General features: G+C 66.8%; 17 protein-coding genes. 1 reads left to right on the forward strand and 16 read right to left on the reverse strand.

Annotated elements, in window-relative coordinates:
• Positions 1 to 115: 115 nt before the first annotated feature.
• Positions 116 to 2,518 (reverse strand): phosphoenolpyruvate synthase, encoded by a 2,403-nt coding sequence (ppsA, locus tag AABN02_RS00970; RefSeq protein ID WP_338413053.1) that lies wholly within the window; start codon positions 2,516 to 2,518, stop codon positions 116 to 118.
• A 196-nt stretch (positions 2,519 to 2,714) separates the two neighbouring features.
• Here ppsA and AABN02_RS00975 point away from each other — a divergent pair, with 196 nt between their 5' ends.
• Complete coding sequence (locus tag AABN02_RS00975; RefSeq protein WP_338413054.1) at positions 2,715 to 3,536, forward strand: pyruvate, water dikinase regulatory protein; 822 nt, start codon at positions 2,715 to 2,717, stop codon at positions 3,534 to 3,536.
• A 24-nt stretch (positions 3,537 to 3,560) separates the two neighbouring features.
• Here AABN02_RS00975 and AABN02_RS00980 read toward each other — a convergent pair whose 3' ends face one another.
• The 15 genes from AABN02_RS00980 to tsf are packed head-to-tail and all read right to left on the reverse strand — an operon-like array spanning position 3,561 to position 17,881.
• Entirely contained in the window at positions 3,561 to 4,337 is a 777-nt protein-coding gene (locus tag AABN02_RS00980) for an RNA methyltransferase (protein WP_338413055.1), read from the reverse strand.
• Positions 4,334 to 5,017: a ribonuclease HII gene (rnhB, locus tag AABN02_RS00985; protein ID WP_338413056.1), complete on the reverse strand. Its 684-nt coding sequence runs from the start codon at positions 5,015 to 5,017 to the stop codon at positions 4,334 to 4,336. The genes AABN02_RS00980 and rnhB overlap by 4 nt, the downstream gene beginning before the upstream one ends.
• Positions 4,989 to 6,137, reverse strand: coding sequence for a lipid-A-disaccharide synthase (gene lpxB / locus AABN02_RS00990; RefSeq protein ID WP_338413057.1), 1,149 nt, complete (start codon positions 6,135 to 6,137; stop codon positions 4,989 to 4,991). The genes rnhB and lpxB overlap by 29 nt, the downstream gene beginning before the upstream one ends.
• A 12-nt stretch (positions 6,138 to 6,149) precedes the next feature.
• A complete protein-coding gene (gene lpxA / locus AABN02_RS00995; protein WP_338413058.1) occupies positions 6,150 to 6,938 on the reverse strand; it encodes an acyl-ACP--UDP-N-acetylglucosamine O-acyltransferase in 789 nt (262 codons plus the stop codon).
• 16 nt (positions 6,939 to 6,954) lie between these two features.
• Positions 6,955 to 7,395: a 3-hydroxyacyl-ACP dehydratase FabZ gene (gene fabZ / locus AABN02_RS01000; protein ID WP_338413213.1), complete on the reverse strand. Its 441-nt coding sequence runs from the start codon at positions 7,393 to 7,395 to the stop codon at positions 6,955 to 6,957.
• Between the two features lie 59 nt (positions 7,396 to 7,454).
• Positions 7,455 to 8,513: a UDP-3-O-(3-hydroxymyristoyl)glucosamine N-acyltransferase gene (gene lpxD, locus AABN02_RS01005; protein WP_338413059.1), complete on the reverse strand. Its 1,059-nt coding sequence runs from the start codon at positions 8,511 to 8,513 to the stop codon at positions 7,455 to 7,457.
• Entirely contained in the window at positions 8,510 to 9,064 is a 555-nt protein-coding gene (locus AABN02_RS01010) for an OmpH family outer membrane protein (RefSeq protein WP_338413060.1), read from the reverse strand. Before AABN02_RS01010 ends, lpxD begins: the two co-directional genes overlap by 4 nt.
• A gap of 2 nt (positions 9,065 to 9,066) precedes the next feature.
• A complete protein-coding gene (gene bamA / locus AABN02_RS01015) occupies positions 9,067 to 11,370 on the reverse strand; it encodes an outer membrane protein assembly factor BamA (protein ID WP_338413061.1) in 2,304 nt (767 codons plus the stop codon).
• A 4-nt stretch (positions 11,371 to 11,374) separates the two neighbouring features.
• On the reverse strand, positions 11,375 to 12,739 hold the full coding sequence (gene rseP, locus AABN02_RS01020; RefSeq protein WP_338413062.1) for an RIP metalloprotease RseP: 1,365 nt from the start codon (positions 12,737 to 12,739) through the stop codon (positions 11,375 to 11,377).
• 6 nt (positions 12,740 to 12,745) lie between these two features.
• The gene (locus AABN02_RS01025; RefSeq protein WP_338413063.1) at positions 12,746 to 13,972 is read right to left on the reverse strand and encodes a 1-deoxy-D-xylulose-5-phosphate reductoisomerase; all 1,227 of its coding nucleotides are present in this window, start codon (positions 13,970 to 13,972) and stop codon (positions 12,746 to 12,748) included.
• A complete protein-coding gene (locus AABN02_RS01030; protein WP_338413064.1) occupies positions 13,969 to 14,805 on the reverse strand; it encodes a phosphatidate cytidylyltransferase in 837 nt (278 codons plus the stop codon). The genes AABN02_RS01025 and AABN02_RS01030 overlap by 4 nt, the downstream gene beginning before the upstream one ends.
• 13 nt (positions 14,806 to 14,818) lie before the next feature.
• Positions 14,819 to 15,571 (reverse strand): polyprenyl diphosphate synthase, encoded by a 753-nt coding sequence (gene uppS / locus AABN02_RS01035; RefSeq protein WP_338413065.1) that lies wholly within the window; start codon positions 15,569 to 15,571, stop codon positions 14,819 to 14,821.
• Positions 15,572 to 15,631: 60 nt separating this feature from the next.
• The gene (frr, locus tag AABN02_RS01040) at positions 15,632 to 16,192 is read right to left on the reverse strand and encodes a ribosome recycling factor (protein ID WP_338413066.1); all 561 of its coding nucleotides are present in this window, start codon (positions 16,190 to 16,192) and stop codon (positions 15,632 to 15,634) included.
• A 30-nt stretch (positions 16,193 to 16,222) separates the two neighbouring features.
• Entirely contained in the window at positions 16,223 to 16,933 is a 711-nt protein-coding gene (gene pyrH / locus AABN02_RS01045) for a UMP kinase (protein ID WP_293998698.1), read from the reverse strand.
• A gap of 51 nt (positions 16,934 to 16,984) precedes the next feature.
• On the reverse strand, positions 16,985 to 17,881 hold the full coding sequence (tsf, locus tag AABN02_RS01050) for a translation elongation factor Ts (RefSeq protein WP_338413067.1): 897 nt from the start codon (positions 17,879 to 17,881) through the stop codon (positions 16,985 to 16,987).
• Between the last annotated feature and the right edge of the window lie 23 nt (positions 17,882 to 17,904).

Consider the following 17,904-nt stretch of genomic DNA (forward strand, 5'->3'; position numbering starts at 1 on the left):
GGCCGCCACAGGAATGACACCAAGACGAACCACGCAATGCAACAGCCCACCGGGACGGGTGGGCTGTGGGGATCGAGGCGACCAGCGTCGCCTCAGGGGGAGCGTCGGTCCGCGGTCAGCGCTTGGCCAGACGCTGCCAGGTCTCGACGACCGAGTCCGGGTTCAGCGAGATCGACACGATGCCCTCCTGCGCCAGCCAGTCGGCGAAGTCGGGGTGGTCGCTGGGCCCTTGACCGCAGATGCCGATGTACTTGCCGTGTGCGCGGCAAGCGGCGATCGCACGCGAGATCAGCGCCTTGACGGCCGGATCGCGCTCGTCGAAGTCGGCGGCGAGGATTTCCAGACCCGAGTCACGGTCCAGGCCGAGCGTGAGCTGGGTCAGGTCGTTCGAGCCGATGGACATGCCGTCGAAGAACTCCAGGTACTGCTCGGCCAGGATGGCGTTGCTCGGGATCTCGCACATCATGATGATGCGCAGACCGTCCTGGCCCCGCTTGAGGCCCTGGTCCGCGAGCATCCCGACGACGCGCTCGGCCTGCTTCAGCGTGCGCACGAAGGGCACCATGATCTCGACGTTGGTCAGACCCATGTCCCCGCGCACGCGGCGCATCGCCTCGCACTCCATCGCGAACGCTTCACCGAACTCGGCGCTGACGTAGCGCGCCGCGCCGCGGAAGCCCAGCATCGGGTTCTCTTCTTCCGGCTCGTAGCGGCTGCCGCCGATCAGCTTGCGGTACTCGTTCGACTTGAAGTCCGACAGGCGCACGATCACCGGCTTGGGCCAGAAGGCCGCGGCGATGGTGGAGATGCCTTCGACCAGCTTGTCGACGTAGAACGCCCGCGGGCTGGCGTGGCCACGCGCCACCGATTCGACCGCCTTCTTCAGGTCGGGGTCGATGTTCGGGTAGTCGAGGATCGCCTTCGGGTGGACACCGATGTTGTTGTTGATGATGAATTCGAGGCGGGCCAGGCCCACGCCCGAGTTCGGCATCTGGCAGAAGTCGAAGGCGAGCTGCGGGTTGCCCACGTTCATCATGATCTTGACCGGCGAGTACGGCAGTTCACCGCGCTGCACCTCGCTGACCTCCATGTCGAGCAGGCCGTCGTAGATGAAGCCGGTGTCGCCTTCCGAGCAGGCCACGGTGACGAGCTGGCCGTCCTTCAGGTGCTCGGTGGCGTCGCCGCAGCCGACGACCGCCGGGATGCCGAGTTCACGCGCAATGATCGCCGCGTGGCAGGTGCGCCCGCCACGGTTGGTGACGATGGCGGCGGCGCGCTTCATCACCGGTTCCCAGTTCGGGTCGGTCATGTCGGTGACCAGCACGTCGCCGGGCTGCACACGCTCCATCTCGGCGATCGAGTGGACCAGGCGCACGGGGCCGGTGCCGATCTTCTGGCCAATGGCGCGGCCTTCGGCGAGGATGGTGCGGTCGGTGCTGCTCTTGAGCTTGTAGCGGTGCTCGACCTTGCCGCCCATCTGGCTCTTCACGGTCTCGGGACGCGCCTGCAGGATGTAGAGCAGACCATCGCTGCCGTCCTTGCCCCACTCGATGTCCATCGGGCGGCCGTAGTGCTTCTCGATGATCAGCGCGTAGCGGGCCAGCTCGGTCACGTCAGCGTCGTTCAGCGAGTAGCGGTTGCGCATCTCGGGCGGCGTGTCGACGGTGCGCACCAGCTTGCCGGTAGCGGCCTTTTCCTCGGGCGTCGCGAACTCCATGCGGATCAGCTTGGAGCCCAGATTGCGGCGGATCACGGCGGCCTTGCCATTGCGCAGCGTCGGCTTGTGCACGTAGAACTCGTCCGGATTGACGGCGCCCTGCACCACCGTCTCGCCCAGACCGTAGCTGGAGGTGATGAAGACGACGTCCTGGAAGCCGGATTCGGTGTCCATCGTGAACATGACGCCCGCCGCGCCCAGGTCCGAACGCACCATGCGCTGGATGCCGGCCGACAGCGCGACGTCGGCGTGCGCGAAGCCCTTGTGGACGCGGTAGGAGATCGCGCGGTCGTTGTAGAGCGACGCGAACACTTCGCGGATCTTGTGCAGCACGCTGTCGATGCCGACGACGTTCAGGAAGGACTCCTGCTGGCCGGCGAAGGAGGCGTCCGGCAGGTCTTCCGCGGTCGCGGACGAGCGCACGGCGAAGGACGCACCGGGGTTGCCCTCGGTGAGCTTGATGAACTCGGCGCGGATCTGCGCCTCGAAGTCGGCCGGGAACGGCGCGGACTCGACCCAGCCGCGGATCTCGGCACCGGCTTCGGCCAGTGCACGGACGTCGTCGGTGTTCAGCGCGTCCAGGCGGGCGTTGATCTTTTCGGTCAGGTGGCTGGCCGTGAGGAACTCGCGGAAGGCCTGGGCGGTGGTGGCAAAACCACCGGGCACCCGCACGCCGGAGGCGGCGAGCTGGCTGATCATTTCACCGAGAGAAGAGTTCTTGCCGCCGACGGTGTCGACGTCGGTCATGCGCAGGTGTTCGAAGGGAACTACCAGGGCGGTCGCCAGAGAGGTTGAAGACATGACAAAGCTCCATGATGTAAAAAACCTGGGGCTTCCCTGCGACGAACGCCAGCCGTCATCCCCCACCCGCTTTGTGGTGGTTGTTCGTGTGAGAGGGGGATCGGGCGTGGCATGGCGAGAAGCGATTGGGTGCCATTCTAGGGGCAGGCCGGCCTATGATGCACCTCGCCTGTACCCATTTCATGCGATCACATTCATGCCCAACCGCACAGTTTTCTTCGTCTCCGATGGCACCGGCATCACCGCCGAAACCTTCGGCAAATCGATCATGGCCCAGTTCCCGGCCAAGCACCGCCACATCCGCCGCCCCTTCATCGACACCCAGGAAAAGGCAGAGGACGTCGTCAAGGAGATCAACCAGCTGGCGATGCAGGAAGGTCAGCGCCCGATCGTCTTCCTGACCCTGGCCAAGAACGATGTGCGCGACCTGCTCAGCGCGCAGTGCAACGCGCTGGTGCTGGACATGTTCCGCACCTTCGTCGAGCCGATCGAGATCGAACTGGGCGTCAAGAGCAACCACCGGGTCGGGCGCTTCTCGGACGTGGCCAAGAGTCAGGAGTACCACGACCGCATCGAGGCGATCAACTTCTCGCTCGCCCATGACGACGGCCAGTCGGCGCGCAATCTGGCCGAAGCGGACGTGATCCTGGTGGGCGTGAGCCGCTGCGGCAAGACGCCGACCTCGCTCTATCTGGCGATGCAGCACGGCATCAAGGCCGCCAACTGCCCGCTGATCCCCGAGGACTTCGAGCGCGACAGCCTGCCCACCATGCTCAAGCCGCACAAGAAAAAATGCTTCGGCCTGACCATCGACGCCGACCGCCTGAGCCAGATCCGCAACGAGCGCCGTCCCGGTAGCAAGTACGCCGCGCTGGAGAACTGCCGCGCCGAGATCAACGAGGCCGAGCGGATGATGAAGCGCGACGGGATCGCCTGGCTGTCCTCGACGCACAAGTCGATCGAGGAGATCGCCACGACGATCCTGCGCGATATCCGGCCGGATCGGTTGATCTACTGAATCTGCCGAATCTGCTGAGTCGGCTTACAGCGCCTGCCGCGCCGATTCGTAGAGGCAGATGGCGGTCGCTGCCGCCACGTTGAGCGACTCCTCGCCGCCCGGCTGCGGAATGCGCACCGTCAGCCCGCAGCGCTGCATCAGCGGCTCGGCGACGCCCTGCCCTTCATGGCCGAAGACCCAGGCGCAGGGCGCGGGCAGGGTCAGCTCGTGCAGCGCCTGGGCGGCGTGCGAGCTGGTGGCGATGAGGGTGATGCCCAGCGAATCGAGTTCGCTGACGATCACGCCCTCGACCAGATGCAAGGCGAAGTGCGCGCCCATGCCCGCGCGCAGCACCTTGGGCGACCACAGGCCGGCGCTGCCCTTCATCGTCAGCACCTGCTTCACGCCGAGTGCCGCGGCACTGCGCAGGATGGTGCCGACGTTGCCCGGGTCCTGCAGGCGGTCGAGCACCACCGTGGCCACGCCCGCCAGCGGCGCCTGCCCCTTGGCCGGACCGTCGATCAGGAAACCGACCGGTGCGGGCGACTCCAGCGAGCTGACTTCGGGCAGCAGGCTGTCGTCGAGCACGCTGATCTCGTCCGCCTTCAGCGCCAGCTCGCGCGGTCCGGGTTGCAGCCATGCACTCGCACCAATCACGGCCTGCCGTGGCCGCCCGCCCCGCGCCAGGAACGCCCGGCACAGGTGATCGCCCTCCAGCCAGACGAGACCGAGCTTGCGGTAGGCGCCCGGCTCCTGGGCGAGCCGGCGCAGGTCCTTGACCAGCGGGCTGCTGCGGGAGGTGATGTGGCGAGGTTCTTTCATCGGGTCGGGTTCGGAATCAGGGGCTGGATCGGGGATGGGTGCAGCAAGGCCGCGGCGCGCACGGGCGCGTAGGAGCGGCGGTGCTGGTCGCAGGGGCCGTGTTCGCGCAGCAGGCTGAGGTGGGCCGCGGTCGGGTAGCCCTTGTGGACGTCGAAGGCGTATTGGGGATAGCGCAGATGCAGTTCGGCGCAGAGCCGGTCGCGGTGGACCTTGGCCAGGATCGACGCGGCCGAGATGGCCTGCACCTTGGAATCGCCCTTGACGATGGCCTCGGCGGGGATGCGCAGCGTCGGGATGCGGTTGCCGTCGACCAGCACCTTGACCGGGCGCAGCCGCAGGCCTTCGACGGCGCGGCGCATCGCCAGCATCGTCGCGTGCAGGATGTTGAGCTGGTCGATCTCCTCGACCGTGGCCTCGGCGATGCAGCAGGCCAGCGCCTTGGCGCGGATCTCGTCGAAGAGCCGTTCGCGCCGCTTGGCCGTGAGCACCTTCGAGTCGGCCAGGCCGGCGATGGGCTGCAGGTCGTCGAGGATCACCGCTGCCGCCACCACTGGACCCGCGAGTGGCCCGCGGCCGGCCTCGTCCACGCCCGCGATCAGGCCGGGGCGGTCGAAGCTCAGCGCGAACTGCTCGCTGATGAAGCGGACAGGCTCAGCGGCCGAGGACTTGCGCGATGGCATCGGTGGCTCGTCGCGCCGTGTCCTGGCGCAGCAGGTGGTGCAGTTCGGTGAAACGCTGGCGCACGCCCTCGCAGCGCGCGGGGCTGTCCAGCCACTGTTCGGCGGCCTGGGCCAGCGCCTCGGGCGTGCAGGAGTCCTGCAGCAGTTCCGGCACGACAAAGCCGCGCGCCAGGATGTTCGGCAGCCCCACCCACGGCTGGTAGGCCATGCCCTTCATGCGCAGCCAGGACAGCCAGTGCATGTTGTAGGTGATGACCATCGGGCGCTTGAACAGGGCGGCTTCGAGCGTGGCGGTGCCGCTGGCGATCAGCGTCAGGTCGCAGGCGGCCAGTGCCTCGTGCGAACGGCCGTCGATCACCTGCAGGTCGATCTGGCCAGCAAACTTTGCCACCAGCGGATCGATCAGGTCCCGCACACCGCGCATGGCGGGCAGCACGAACTTCAACGCGGGCCGCTGCTTGGTCAGCAGAGCCGCCGCGCCCAGCAGGCTCGGCAGGATGTAGCGGATCTCGCTGCGGCGGCTGCCCGGCAGCAAGGCGATCACGGTCGCCTCGTCGGCCAGACCCAGCGCCGCACGGGAGGCGTCACGCGGCACGTCCATCGGGATCGCGTCCGCCAGCGGATGGCCCACGTAGGTGGCGGCGATGCCGGCGCGCTGGTACAGCTCCGGTTCGAAGGGAAACAGGCACAGCACGTGGTCCACGGCGGCGCGGATCTTGTGGATGCGGTTGCCGCGCCACGCCCAGATCGACGGGCTGACGAAATGGATGGTCTTGATGCCGGCCTGCTTCAGGCGGGTTTCGAGGCCCAAGTTGAAGTCGGGCGCATCGACACCGATGAACGCCTCCGGACGCTCACGCAGCAGGCGGTCACCCAGCTCCGTGCGCATCGCGAACAGGCGACGCAGCCGCCAGAGCAGCTCGAAGCTGTAGCCGTGCACGGCCAGCAGGTCGTAGGGCCACCAGGCATCGAAGCCGTGGCGCTTCATCTGCGGCCCGCCAATGCCCGCGGACTGCAGCTCGGGCCAGCGCTGCTTCAGGCCACCCAGCAGCAGCCCGGCCAGCAGGTCGCCGGACGCCTCGCCAGCCACCAGCGCCAGGCGCGGATCGGTCGTGCTCATCGCATCAGGCGCTCAGCGGACGATGCCGCGGGGCGCGTTGGACAGGAAGTCCAGCATCAGCCGCACCTCGCCGTCCGCGTCCGGCACCGTGCCCAGCAAGGCCTCGATCTCGCCCCTGGCGGCGTCGAGCGTGAGGCTCTTGCGGTAGATGGCACGGTACATCTGCTTGACGACTGCGATGCGCTCCGCGCTGAAACCGCGGCGCTTGAGGCCTTCCTGGTTGAAGCCATGGGCTTCGCAGGGGTTGCCGGCGACCATGACAAACGGCGGCACGTCCTGCGCGATGCGCGAAGCAAAGCCGGCCATCGCGTGGGCACCGACGCGGCTGAACTGGTGGATGCCGGTCAGGCCGCCGATGATGGCCCAGTCGCCCACGTGCACATGGCCGGCCAGCGTGGTCACGTTGGCCATGATGGTGTGGCTGCCGATGCGGCAGTCGTGGGCGATGTGGACGTAGGCCATGAGCCAGTTGTCGTCGCCGATGCGGGTGACGCCTTCGTCCTGCGTCGTGCCGGTGGACACGGTGCAGGATTCGCGGAAGGTGTTGCCGTCACCGATCTCCAGCCGGGTCGGCTCGCCCGCGTACTTCTTGTCCTGCGGATCGGAGCCGATCGAGCAGAAGGGATAGAAGCGGTTGTCGCGGCCGATCGTGGTGTGGCCGTCGATCACGCAGTGCGGACCGACGCGGCTGCCCTCGCCCAGCGTGACGTGGGCGCCGATGATCGAATACGGACCGACCTCGACCGAGGGGTGCAGCCGGGCTGCAGGGTCGACGATCGCGGTGGGGTGGATGCTGCTCATGCGCCGCTGGCCCGACTCAGGAGACGATCTTGCGCATCGTGCACATCAGCTCGGCCTCAGTGGCCAGTTCGCCGTTGACCGTGGCGCGGGCCTTGTACTTGAAGATGCCGCCCTTGGCACGCTCCAGCGTCGATTCGAGGATGAGCTGGTCACCCGGCTCGACCGGACGCTTGAACCGCGCGCCGTCGATGCCTGCGAAATACACCACCGTGTCCTCGCCCGGGTCCTCGCCCATGGTCGCGAAGGACAGCAGCGCCGACGCCTGCGCCAGCGCTTCGAGGATCATCACGCCCGGCATCACCGGGCGGTGCGGGAAGTGACCCTGGAAGATCGGCTCGTTGATCGACACGTTCTTCAGCGCCTTGATGCGCTTGCCCAGCTCGATCTCCAGCACGCGGTCGACCAGCAGGATCGGATAGCGGTGCGGCAGCTTCTTGAGGATCTGGTGGATGTCCATCTTGAGCAGGACAGGAGCAGGCGTCTCGGTGGTGTCAACGGTCAGGTTGTGCGTCGTGGTCATGGTGTCATCTTCTTTTCGAGAGCGCGCAGGCGGTCGCGCAAGGTGTGCAGTTGCCGCAGCGTGGCGGCATTCTTCTCCCACGCGGCGTTGTCGTCGAGCGGGAAGACCCCGCTGTACTGCCCTGGCTTGGAAATCGAGCGCATCACGACGCTGGCGGCGGAGATGTGCACGCCGTCGGCCAGTGCCAGGTGGCCCAGCACGATCGCGCCGCCACCCACCGTGCAGCCGCTGCCGATCCGTGCGCTGCCGGCCACGCCGACGCAGCCCGCCATCGCGCTGTGGTCGCCGATCTGCACGTTGTGGCCGATCTGGATCAGGTTGTCGAGCTTGACGCCGGTGCCGATGACGGTGTCGTCGAGGGCGCCGCGGTCGATGCAGGTGTTCGCACCGATTTCGACGTCATCGCCCACCGCCACGCCGCCAAGCTGTTCGATCTTTTCCCAGCGACCCTGGGTGGGCGCGAAGCCGAACCCATCGGCACCGATGACAACACCGCTGTGCAGCAGGCAGCGCGCGCCGAGGCGGGTGCCTGGCATCAGCGTCACGCGGGGCGCCAGACGGCTGCCTTCGCCAATCTCTACGCCGGCACCCACAAAAGCGTGGGCGCCAACCACCGCGTTGCGGCCGATCACCGCACCAGACTCCACCACCGCCAGCGGTCCGATGGAAATACCCTCTCCAAGGACAGCATCCAGTGCCACAACGGCGCTGGGATGCACGCCCACCGGAGCGGCCGCGCGCGTGCGGGCTGCCCACCACTGGGTCAGGCGCGCGAAATAGAGGTAGGGATCGGGCGTGACCAGCGCGACACAACCAGCCCGGACGCCGTCCTGCACCGCCGGGGCCACGATGACGCAGCCCGCGGCCGTGTCCTGCAACTGGCTGCGGTAGCGCGGGTTCGACAGGAAGCTGACCGTGGTGGCATCGGCGCTGTCGAGCGGGCCGATGCGGTGGATCAGTCGGTCACCGAGCGAATCGGTGCCGTCGTTCGAGACCAGATCTCCCCCGAGGGCCGCCTGCACCTCGTGCAGACGCACGGAGAAGACGGGGCTCACTTGGTCGGCGGGGGCGCGGCGTTGAGCGCCTTGATCACCTTGTCGGTGATGTCCACGCGGGGACCGGCGAAGACCACCGGATCCTGCAGGATCAGGTCGTACTTTTCTGCGTCGAAGATCTGCTTGATGACGCGGTTGGCGCGCTCGACCACGGACGACAGCTCTTCATTCTTGCGCTGGTTCAGGTCTTCCTGGAACTCGCGGCGCTTGCGCTGCAGGTCACGCTCCTGCTCGACCAGGTCCCGCTGGCGGCGGCCACGCTCGGATTCGGCCAGGGTGACCTGCTCCTTCTCGAACTTGTCGGCAGCGGTCTTCAGGCGGGCGGCGGCGTCGTTGAGGTCTTTCTCGCGCTTGCCGAATTCAACTTCCAACTTGGCCTGCGCAGCCTTGGCCGGGGCCGCATCGCGCAGCATGCGGTCGCTGTTGACATAGCCGATCTTGAATTCCTGCGCCGAAACTGCGGGAGACGCCAGCAGCGCAGCAAGGGCAACCACGCTGGTGGTGAGAGCGAGCAGGGTCTTGGCAGTCAACGGACGTATGAAGGAAGTCATCATCAGAATGCGGTACCGATCTGGAACTGGAAGCGTTGGATTCTATCCTGAGCAAACTTGCGGATGGGCTGACCCCAGCTGAGTTTGAGCGGACCGACCGGCGAGATCCAGGACAGGCCCAGACCGGCCGACGTGCGGAAGGACGCGATGGTCGGGGTCTCGTTGTCGCCCCAGACGTTGCCCGCGTCGAAATAGCCGAAGAAGCGCAGCGTCCGGTCGTTGCCGGTGCCCGGGAAGGGGAAATAGAGTTCGCTGTTGAGGTTGATGCGCTTGGTGCCACCGAGGTAGGCGCCCGTCACGTCCACCGGACCCATCGAATTCTGGTCGAACGCCCGCACGGTGCCGAGGCCGCCGCCGTAGAAGTTCTTGAAGATCGGGAAGGCGCGGCCGCCGAGGCCGATGCCGTGGCCAATTTCAGCGTTCAGGCCGAGCGTGAGCTTCTTGCTGATCGGGAAGTACTGCTGCAGCTGGTAGTTGCTGCGCAGGTAGCGCGTGTCGCCGAAGGCGCCCCACTCCAGATTGATCCGCTGGTAACGACCGTTGGTCGGCACCAGGGCGCTGTCGCGGCCGTCGCGCTGCCAGCCCAGGGTGAGCGGGAACGATGTGCTCGACTGCCCGTAGGTGGCGCGGTAGCGGTAGAAGTTTTCCGGCAGCGCGGTGGCCGACTTGATGCTGGTGCGCTCGGCACCGACGCCGAAGTAGACGGTGTCGTAGTCCGAGAACGGCACACCGAAACGCACGCCAGCGCCCGGCGTGACCAGCTCGTAGGCCTCGCCCTGGCTGTTGAGCGGCTTGTTGGTGCGGTAGTAGACGTCCAGCGAGCGCGAGATGCCGTCGCGGGTGAAATAGGGATCGACGCTCGACAGCACCAGCGTGCGGGCCGACTTGCTGGTGTTGACCTCGATGCCCAGGTAGTTGCCGGAGCCGAACACGTTGTCCTGCTTGATCGAGCCGGTGAAGGAGAACTTGTCCGCGCTGGAGAAGTTCGCACCGACCATCAGGCTGCCCGTGGGCTTTTCCTTGACGTTGATCGTCAGGTCCACCTGGTCGAAGGTACCGGGCACTTCGCTGGTGTCGACATCGACTTCGCTGAAGTAGCCCAGGCGGTCGACCCGGTCGCGCGAGAGCTTGATGCGCTGGCTGTCATACCAGGCAGATTCGAACTGGCGCAGTTCACGGCGGATGACTTCATCGCGGGTGCGGGTGTTGCCCGACACATTGATGCGGCGCACATAGACGCGGCGACCCGGATCACCGTTCAGCACGATCTGCACGCGACCGGTATTGCGGTCGATCTGGGGCACCAGTTCCACCTTGGCGAAGGCGTAGCCGAACAGGCCGTAGCGGTCGGTGAAGGCCTTCTGGGTGGTGGCCACGTCTTCGGCGCGGTAGGGCTCGCCCGGACGGATCTTCACCAGCTGCTTGAACTCTTCTTCCTTGCCCAGGAAATCACCGCTGAGCTTCACGCCGGTGACGGTGTAGCGCTGGCCTTCCTTGATGTTGATGGTGATCGAGATGTCCTGCTTGTCCGGAGAGATCGCCACCTGCGTCGATTCGACGTTGAATTCGAGGTAGCCGCGGTTCAGGTACCACGCACGCAGCGTTTCCTGGTCGGCGTTGAGCTTGGTGCGGGCGTAGCGGTCGCTCTTGGTGTACCAGGTCATCATGCCGCCCGTGGTCAGGTCGAGCTGACCGAGCAGCGTGCCCTCGGAGAACGCCTCGTTGCCGGTGATGTGGATGTCGCGGATGCGCGCCACACCGCCTTCGCTCACGGCGAACGTGACGTTGACGCGGTTGCGGTCCACCGGCGTGATGGTCGTGACCACCTCGGCGCCGTAGAGGCTGCGGGTCAGGTACTGGCGCTTGAGTTCCTGCTCGGCGCGGTCGGCCAGGGCCTTGTCGAAGGGCTGGCCCTCGCCGACGCCGATGTCCTTGAGCGCCTTGATCAGCGTCTCGCGGTCGAACTCCTTGGTGCCGGTGAAGTCGACGCTGGCGATGACCGCGCGCTCCTCGACGACCACGACAGCGACCTGCGACTCGACCTCGATGCGCACGTCCTTGAACAGCCCGGTGGCGAACAGCGCGCGCAGGGCGGCAGCTCCTTTCTCGTCGCTGTACGTGTCGCCCACGCGGAACGGCAGGGCGGCGAACACGGTGCCGGCCTCGGTCCGCTGCAGACCCTCGACACGGATGTCCTTGATCACGAAGGGCTGGACAGCCAGAGCGGGCAGAGCCGCGGACGCCACCAGCACCGCAACGGCACAGGCACGGGAAGAGAGAGCGAAGTGGTAGGCGGGTACGCGCATGCGGTCAGTGCAGGCCCAGGTAACGGGCCACATCGTTGTAGAGGGCGAGCGACATCATGAGCAGGATCACCATGAAACCGCCACGTTGCAATCTGGCGGTCCAGAGGTCGGAGATCGGCCGACCGATGGCACCCTCGATCAGATAATACAGGAGGTGCCCACCGTCGAGCATGGGCAGCGGGAGCAGGTTCAGAACGCCAAGACTGACACTGACCACCGCGAGAAAGCCGAGGTAGTAGGCCAGCCCAAGCTCCGCAGACTGCCCAGCATAGTCGGCAATCGTGAGCGGACCACTGAGATTCTTGAGCGAGGCCTGGCCGATCACCATGCGGCCGAACATGCGCAGCGACATCACCGACATGTCCCAGGTCCGCACCACGCCCTGCGCCAGACCTTCAGCGAATCCCAACGTGATGAGGTCCGTTTGTGGCCGGCTGCCGACAACGGCCTCGATGCGGCCGATCTGCAACCCCTGGTCCTCGACACGCACCGGCCGGATCTCGATGGCCATCGAACGCCCGGCGCGCTCGATCTGCCAGGACTGCGCCACCGGATCCGCCTGGGCACCCGAGGCCCTGATTTGCGCCCGCAGGCTGGTCGCATCGACGACGTCGTGTCCGTCCACCCGCAGCACCCGGTCACCGGCTTGCAGCCCGGCGCGGTCTGCCGGACCACCCGGCTTGATCTCTCCGAGCACTGGTTCCGAATAGGCCGACACCAGCCCGATGCGACGCACCAACTCCGCATCGGCCTCGCTGGCTTCCAGACCGGACAGCGGCAGCATGACCTCGCGGCGACGGCCACCATCGATGCTGGTCACTTCCAGCCGCAAATCGCGGTCGTCGAGCGCTGCCCGCGTGAGCTGCCAGCGCAGATCGGTGAGCGAGACCACGTCCGCCCACTGTTCCGAATCGGCCGGCGACCAGCGGCGCACCCACTGCCCCGCCTGGAGGCCCGCGACTTCAGCCAGACTGCCGGCGGCGGGCGCGCCGATCACGGCACGCGGCTCCAGCGTGCCCAGCCACGACGAGGCCGCGTACAGCAGCACCGCCAGTACCAGGTTGGCCACCGGGCCAGCCGCGACCACGGCAGAGCGCTGCAGCAGCGACTTGCGGTTGAACGCGCGATGCAGTTCCTCAGGCGCGACCGGCCCTTCGCGCTCGTCGAGCATCCGCACGAAACCACCCAGCGGCAGCGCGCTGATGGCCCATTCGGTCTCGCCGATCTGCCGCTTCCAGAGGGTCGGACCGAACCCGATCGAGAACTTCAGCACCTTGACACCGCACGCGCGTGCCACCCGGAAGTGGCCCCACTCGTGGACGACGATCAGCACCCCGAGGGTAACGAGAAAAGCCAGCAGCGTGTTCATGCCGGGTCAGACGCCGTGGCGCCCGACAAGTTCAGCGGCCAGACGGCGGGCAGAGCCATCCAGATAGAGCAGACCTGCCACTGACGCCGTCGCATCCGCCGGAACAGCGATGCGCGCCAGCGTCTCGGCATTGACGGCGTGGATCTGGTCGAAGCGCAGGCGCTGCTCCAGAAAGGCCTCGACAGCGATCTCGTTGGCCGCATTCAGCACGGCGGTGCTGCCGGGTGGGCCCTCCAGCGCGGCCCAGGCCAGTTGCAGCCCAGGGAAGCGCTCGGCGTCGGCCGGCTCGAAGGTCAGCGGCTTGAGTGTCAGGAAATCGAGCTGCGAAGCACCCGACTCGATCCGCGCCGGCCACGACAGCCCGTAGGCGATCGGCACGCGCATGTCAGGCGTGCCGAGCTGCGCCAGCACCGAGGCGTCGCGGCAGACCACCATCGAATGGATGATGCTCTGCGGGTGGATCACCACCTTCACCTGGCGCGGGGTCAGGTCGAACAGCCAGCGCGCCTCGATGACTTCGAGCGCCTTGTTCATCATCGTGGCCGAGTCGACCGAGATCTTGCGGCCCATGACCCAGTTGGGATGCGCGCAGGCCTGGTCCGGCGTCACGTCACGCAGGGTCTTCGGATCGCGGTCGCGGAACGGGCCACCGGACGCCGTCAGCACGATGTGGTCGATGCGCTGCGCCCAGGTGCTGCGGTCTTCGGGCAGGCACTGGAAGATGGCGGAATGCTCGCTGTCGATCGGCAGCAGCTGCGCCCCGCCCTCGCGCACAGCGCGCATGAACAGCTCGCCGCCGACGACGAGTGCTTCCTTATTGGCCAGCAGCAGGCGCTTGCCAGCGCGGGCAGCGGCCAGACACGGCGGCAAGCCGGCAGCACCGACGATGGCGGCCATCACGCTGTCCACGTCCGGATGGGATGCGACCTCTTCCAGCGCGGCCGGGCCGACAAGCACCTCGGTCGACACGCCGAGCGTGCGCAGGCGATCAACGAGTGCGCGGCCGAGTTCGGCGGTCGGCAGCACCGCAAAACGCGGGCGCCAGACGCGGCACTGCTCGGCCAGCTCCTCGACGCGGCTGTGCGCGCTGAGCGCGAACACCTCGTAGCGATCGGGGTGGCGCGAGAGCACGTCCAGCGTGCTGGTGCCGATGGAGCCGGTCGAACCGAGCACCGTCACGCGCTGGCGCGGCGTGCCGGAGGAAGCGGAAGCGGCGGGAACAGAAAAGGTCATGAAAGTACCAGGGCTAGTGCCAGCGGACACACGGGCAGGAGCGCGTCGATGCGGTCCAGCACGCCGCCGTGACCGGGCAGCAAGGCGCTGCTGTCCTTGGCGCCGGCACTGCGCTTCACCAGCGACTCGAAGAGATCACCGACGACGCTCAGACTCGACAGGAACAGGCAGGACACCAGCAAACCGGCCCAGCCCCAGCGTTGCAGCAGCAGCGTGTAAAGACTCGCGCTGTCGGCGAGTCCGCGTTGATCCAAGGCGATCCAGGCCAGCGCCAGCAGCAGGACACCGGCCATGCCGCCGTAGACACCCTCCCAGCTCTTGCCGGGGCTGATCGCCGGGGCCAGCTTGCGGCGGCCGAAGGCGCGGCCACTGAAGTAGGCAGCGATGTCGGCCATCCAGACCAGACAGAACACCGAGAGCAGGAAGTTCAGGCCGCGTGCCTTGCCCTCCGCGATGGCCAGCCAGGCCAGCCAGAGCAGCAGCACGCCGCCCACCAGGCGAAGCACGCGGGGCACGTGCTGCCAGGCGTCCACACCCCGACCAAGCACCAGCGCACCGCCCAGCACCCAGACCAGCATCGCCAGCACCCACAGCGCGCCCGGCGTGTGGCCGATCCAGCCAGCCTGCCAGAGCAGCGCCGAGCCTGCGGCCACGACACCACCCGTGAGCAACGCAGAGACACCGGGGAAGCCATTCAGCCGGGCCCATTCCCAGCCGGCCGCGGCGATCATCACCAGCGTCAGCAGGGCAAAGGGCCAGACGGCCTGCGCGAACAGCGCTGGAAGTAGCACCAGCAGCATGAGCACTGCGGTGATGATGCGCTGTTTGAGCATGGGGGCGGAGAGGTCAGGCGTCGGGCGCCAGGGTGATCTTCTGCCCGCTGGCCGAGATGTCGGTTTTCACGCCACCGTAGCGGCGATCGCGGGCGGCGTAGTCGGCCAGGGCCTTGTCGATCTCGGCAGCGTCGAAGTCGGGCCACAGGCAGTCGGTGAAGTACAGCTCCGAGTACGCCACCTGCCAGAGCAGGAAGTTGGAGATGCGGACCTCGCCTCCCGTGCGGATGAACAGGTCCGGATCGGGCGCGTAGGCCAGCGCCATGTACTTCGACAGCAGCGCCTCGTCGATCTGCTCGGCGCGCGCGCCATCGGCCACCGCACGCTGGCAGGCCTGCACGATGTCCCAGCGGCCACCGTAGTTGAAGGCCACCGACAGGGTGATGCGGGTGTTGCCGGCGGTCACCCGCTCGGCGTGTTCCCAGGCAGAGCGCACCTTCTCGGACACCGCCGCGCGGTCGCCGATGATCTGGATGCGCACGCCGATGTCCGACAGACGCGCCAGGTACTTGGCCACCGCCGTCAGCACCAGGTTCATCAGGCCGGAGACCTCGTCCTCGGGGCGTTTCCAGTTCTCGGAAGAAAAGGCGAAGACCGTCAGGAATTCGATCCCGCGGTCGGCGCAGGTGTTGATGGCCTTGATGAGCGCATCCACGCCGTACTTGTGGCCGACGATGCGCGGCATCAGCCGCTTGTTGGCCCAGCGCCCGTTGCCGTCCATCACGACAGCAACGTGGCGGGGAATCCGGTTCGCGTTGTCAGCCACGGCAGCCTGCCTCGGGTCCGGTGAAATCGTTCGGTAGGAACATGGCGTGCGAGTGCTGGCTCAGACGGCCAGGATCTCGACTTCCTTGGCCGCGACCAGCCGGTCGATCTCGGAGATCACGCGGTCGGTCAGTTTCTGCACGTCGTCCACCGAGCGGCGCTCTTCGTCTTCGGAGATCAGCTTGTCCTTGAGCAGGCGCTTGGCCTGGTCATTGCCGTCGCGGCGCAGGTTGCGCACGGCGATGCGGGCATCTTCCCCGGCGTTGCGCACGACCTTGGTCAGGTCACGGCGGCGCTCTTCGGTGAGTGCGGGCATCGGCACGCGGATCAGTTCGCCCAGCGACGACGGATTCAGGCCCAGGTCCGACTCGCGGATGGCCTTCTCGATCGGCTTGGCCATGCTCTTTTCCCACGGCTGCACGCTGATGGTGCGGGCGTCGATCAGCGACACATTGGCCACCTGGCTGATCGGCAGCATCGAGCCGTAGTACTCGACCTGCACCTGGTCCAGGATGCCCGGGTGGGCGCGGCCAGTGCGGATCTTCTGCAGTTCGTTCTTGAAGGACTCGATGGACTTGGCCATCTTGGCTTCGGCGTTTTTCTTGATGTCGGCAATGCTCATCGTGGTGCTCCTGCTGGGTCCCGGACGCCGTCAGACGTGGACCAGCGTTCCTTCGTCTTCACCCATGACGACGCGCTTGAGGGCGCCCGGCTTGAAGATCGAGAATACCTTGATCGGCAGGTTCTGGTCACGGCACAGCGCAAACGCCGTCGCATCCAGCACCGCCAGGTTGCGGCCGATGGCCTCGTCGAAGGTCAGGGTCGCGTAGCGGGTGGCCGTCGGGTCCTTCTTGGGGTCGGCCGTGTAGACGCCGTCCACCTTGGTCGCCTTCAGCACGATCTGGGCACCGATCTCGGCGCCGCGCAGCGCGGCGGCCGTGTCGGTGGTGAAGAAGGGATTGCCGGTGCCGCCTGCAAAGATGACGACCTTGCCCTCTTCCAGATACTGGAGCGCCTTGGGGCGCACATAGGGCTCGACGACCTGGTCGATGCTCAGGGCGGACATGACACGGGCGGTCATGCCTTCCTGGCGCATCGTGTCGGACAGGGCCAGCGCGTTCATCACAGTCGCCAGCATGCCCATGTAGTCGGCGGTGGCGCGGTCCATGCCGACCGCGCCGCCTGCGACACCGCGAAAGATGTTTCCGCCGCCGATCACCACCGCCACTTCACATCCCAGCTGGGTGATTTCCTGCACCTCGCGCACCATGCGCACGATGGTGGCGCGGTTGATGCCATAGGCATCGTCACCCATCAGGGCTTCACCGGACAACTTGAGAAGGATGCGTTTGTAAGCGGGCATGCAGTGACCTCGAAACAGAAAAATGGCGATCGCGAGTTTAGAGCAGGACGATCACAGACCCTTGGCGGCAGCGACTTGCGCAGCCACTTCGGCAGCGAAGTCGTCCTGCTTCTTCTCGATGCCTTCGCCGACGATGAACATCGTGAAGCCTGCGGGCGTGGTGCCGGTGCTCTTGAAGTACTGGCCAACGGTCTGCTTGCCGTCCGCTGCCTTCACGAACACCTGGTCGAGCAGCGAGACCTCCTTGAGGTACTTCTGCACCGAGCCTTCGACCATCTTGACGACGATGTCGGCCGGCTTGCCCGATTCGGCCGCCTTTTCAGTCGCCACACGGCGCTCGACTTCGATCAGCGCAGCCGGCACGTCGGCGGACGACAGGGCCACCGGCTTCATGGCGGCGATGTGCATCGCTGCATCCTTGGCCGCCACGGCGTCGCCGGTGTACTCGACCATCACGCCGATACGCACGCCGTGCAGGTAATGGGCCAGCAGGCCGCCGTCGGCGTAGCGCTTGAAGCGGCGGATCGACATGTTCTCGCCGATCTTGCCGATCAGGCCCTTGCGGACGTCCTCGACGGTCGGGCCGAAATCGCCCATCACCAGCGGCAGCGCCGACAGCGCAGCCACGTCGGCCGGGTTGTGCGCGACGATCAGGTCGGCGCACGACTGCACGAAGGACAGGAAGCTGTCGTTCTTCGAGACGAAGTCGGTCTCGCAGTTGACTTCGACCAGCGCGCCGGTGTTGCCGGACACGGACGCGGCGATGACGCCTTCGGCCGTCACGCGGGAAGCGGCCTTGCCGGCCTTGTTGCCGAGCTTGACGCGCAGGATTTCCTCCGCACGCACCATGTCGCCGTCAGCCTCGGTCAGTGCCTTCTTGCACTCCATCATCGGCGCGTCGGTCTTGGCGCGCAGGTCGCCGACCATCTTGGCGGTAATAGCAGCCATGAAAGTTCTCCTCAAATCTCGAA

Origin of the sequence: uncultured Sphaerotilus sp., from assembly GCF_963924895.1 — a bacterium.
Lineage (GTDB): Bacteria > Pseudomonadota > Gammaproteobacteria > Burkholderiales > Burkholderiaceae_C > Sphaerotilus.

Excerpts from the sequence above, each read along its gene's own strand:
- ppsA (WP_338413053.1), bottom strand. The coding sequence starts at position 2,518 with ATGTCTTCAACCTCTCTGGCGACCGCCCTGGTAGTTCCCTTCGAACAC.
- AABN02_RS00975 (WP_338413054.1), top strand. The coding sequence starts at position 2,715 with ATGCCCAACCGCACAGTTTTCTTCGTCTCCGATGGCACCGGCATCACC.
- AABN02_RS00980 (WP_338413055.1), bottom strand. The coding sequence starts at position 4,337 with ATGAAAGAACCTCGCCACATCACCTCCCGCAGCAGCCCGCTGGTCAAG.
- rnhB (WP_338413056.1), bottom strand. The coding sequence starts at position 5,017 with ATGCCATCGCGCAAGTCCTCGGCCGCTGAGCCTGTCCGCTTCATCAGC.
- lpxB (WP_338413057.1), bottom strand. The coding sequence starts at position 6,137 with ATGAGCACGACCGATCCGCGCCTGGCGCTGGTGGCTGGCGAGGCGTCC.
- lpxA (WP_338413058.1), bottom strand. The coding sequence starts at position 6,938 with ATGAGCAGCATCCACCCCACCGCGATCGTCGACCCTGCAGCCCGGCTG.
- fabZ (WP_338413213.1), bottom strand. The coding sequence starts at position 7,395 with ATGGACATCCACCAGATCCTCAAGAAGCTGCCGCACCGCTATCCGATC.
- AABN02_RS01010 (WP_338413060.1), bottom strand. The coding sequence starts at position 9,064 with ATGACTTCCTTCATACGTCCGTTGACTGCCAAGACCCTGCTCGCTCTC.
- bamA (WP_338413061.1), bottom strand. The coding sequence starts at position 11,370 with ATGCGCGTACCCGCCTACCACTTCGCTCTCTCTTCCCGTGCCTGTGCC.
- rseP (WP_338413062.1), bottom strand. The coding sequence starts at position 12,739 with ATGAACACGCTGCTGGCTTTTCTCGTTACCCTCGGGGTGCTGATCGTC.
- AABN02_RS01025 (WP_338413063.1), bottom strand. The coding sequence starts at position 13,972 with ATGACCTTTTCTGTTCCCGCCGCTTCCGCTTCCTCCGGCACGCCGCGC.
- AABN02_RS01030 (WP_338413064.1), bottom strand. The coding sequence starts at position 14,805 with ATGCTCAAACAGCGCATCATCACCGCAGTGCTCATGCTGCTGGTGCTA.
- frr (WP_338413066.1), bottom strand. The coding sequence starts at position 16,192 with ATGAGCATTGCCGACATCAAGAAAAACGCCGAAGCCAAGATGGCCAAG.
- pyrH (WP_293998698.1), bottom strand. The coding sequence starts at position 16,933 with ATGCCCGCTTACAAACGCATCCTTCTCAAGTTGTCCGGTGAAGCCCTG.
- tsf (WP_338413067.1), bottom strand. The coding sequence starts at position 17,881 with ATGGCTGCTATTACCGCCAAGATGGTCGGCGACCTGCGCGCCAAGACC.